Annotated in this window: 2 protein-coding genes; both read right to left on the reverse strand. The window is 69.0% G+C overall.

The features are described 5' to 3' along the window. Positions 1–145: 145 nt before the first annotated feature. Positions 146–397: a formate dehydrogenase gene (locus ACIKT0_RS18400; protein ID WP_407106766.1), complete on the reverse strand. Its 252-nt coding sequence runs from the start codon at positions 395–397 to the stop codon at positions 146–148. 72 nt (positions 398–469) lie between these two features. Next, on the reverse strand, positions 470–1,111 hold the full coding sequence (locus ACIKT0_RS18405) for a TorD/DmsD family molecular chaperone (protein WP_407106767.1): 642 nt from the start codon (positions 1,109–1,111) through the stop codon (positions 470–472). Positions 1,112–1,301 lie beyond the last annotated feature (190 nt).

Raw genomic sequence — 1,301 nt, forward strand, 5'->3', positions numbered from 1 at the left:
GGCGCAAGACGATCGGCGTGAAGGAGATCGAGGCGACGATCGCCACGATGGCCCGCATACCGCCCCGGCCGCCAATCCGGCGGCGGCCGCCTGCAGCCTCGTGGCGCCCGCCTCGCTTTTCTTGCGCTTGATCAGCATGGCCGCCTCACTTGTTCTTGGCGATGAACTTGTCGAACACGTTGTCGGGCAGCGTCTCGTAAGCATTGGTGCGGTAGAACGCCTTCACGTCCGGCGTCACCCTGTACAGCGACCTGAGCTGGTCGCTGCCGGGGTCGTAGGCCTGCGCGTCCGTGGCGGTCAGCGGAGAAGCGGCTGCGGCCGCCGTCACGACCGCTCCGCCGCCCAGCGCGCGGAAGAACTGCCGGCGTCCAAGTTCCTGCTTCCGATCCTGGCGCATCCTCATTCCTCCTCGGCCCGCGCATCCGCGGATTGCAGGGAACGCCGCGGCGCGAGCCGCGACGCCGGGACCTCACGCACTCATGGCGAACGCTTCCGCCTCGATATCGAGGAAAGCCCGGCCGAGCGCGCCGACCGAGCGGTAGAAACGCGCGGCGTTCGCCGCCTCGAGATCGGCCAGGAAACGCCCGGCCCAAGGTTGTAAATTCCGCTCGAAGAACCTTTGTTCCTCGCCGGGCGGCGCAGCGAAGCGGCCGGCGGCGAGACCCGCCATCGCCTCGAACAGGACCGCGAGGTGGTCTTCGGGCTCGCTCACGCGTTCCTGGCGCTCGATCGCGAGCGCGGCCAGGTCGCCGCGGACCCGCGCCAGCGGCCGCTCGTTGAGGAAGCCCGTCAGGTAATATGACGCGTATGGCAGCAGTTCGCCGCGCCCGACGCCGATGAAGAGGGTGAAGAACTCGCGCTCGACCGCCGCGGCGTCGGTCTCGGCGGCGGCCCGGGCGAGGTTCGCGGTCAGCCGACCCAGAGCGCTGTCGTCTCCGGAGAGGAGCGCCAGCCTGTCCAGCAAGGGCTGATCCGGCGCGCGGCCCAGCAGGACGGCCAGCAGGTCGTAATGCCGGGCGCGGAGCAGATCGACGTCGTCGACATGCCCGCAAGGCAGCGCGGCGAGCCCCGCCTCGTTTGGTCCCCGGGCGTCCGACTCGGTCGCAGCCACTAGGTCCACTCCCCAAAGCCCCTGATGAGGCTTAGTTTTTGGCCTTATTTTGAGCCATGATAAGAAGCGTTCGAAACTTGTGCAATCACGATTTCGGATCGACCGTGATCGTCAGGCGGGCGTGGCGCCGCCATGGCGCCGGAAGCGCCCCGGAACAGGCCCGCCTGCGGGAGCCCGCGCCTCGGCCGGG

Source organism: Hansschlegelia beijingensis, from assembly GCF_045505405.1.
GTDB lineage: Bacteria > Pseudomonadota > Alphaproteobacteria > Rhizobiales > Methylopilaceae > Methylopila > Methylopila beijingensis_A.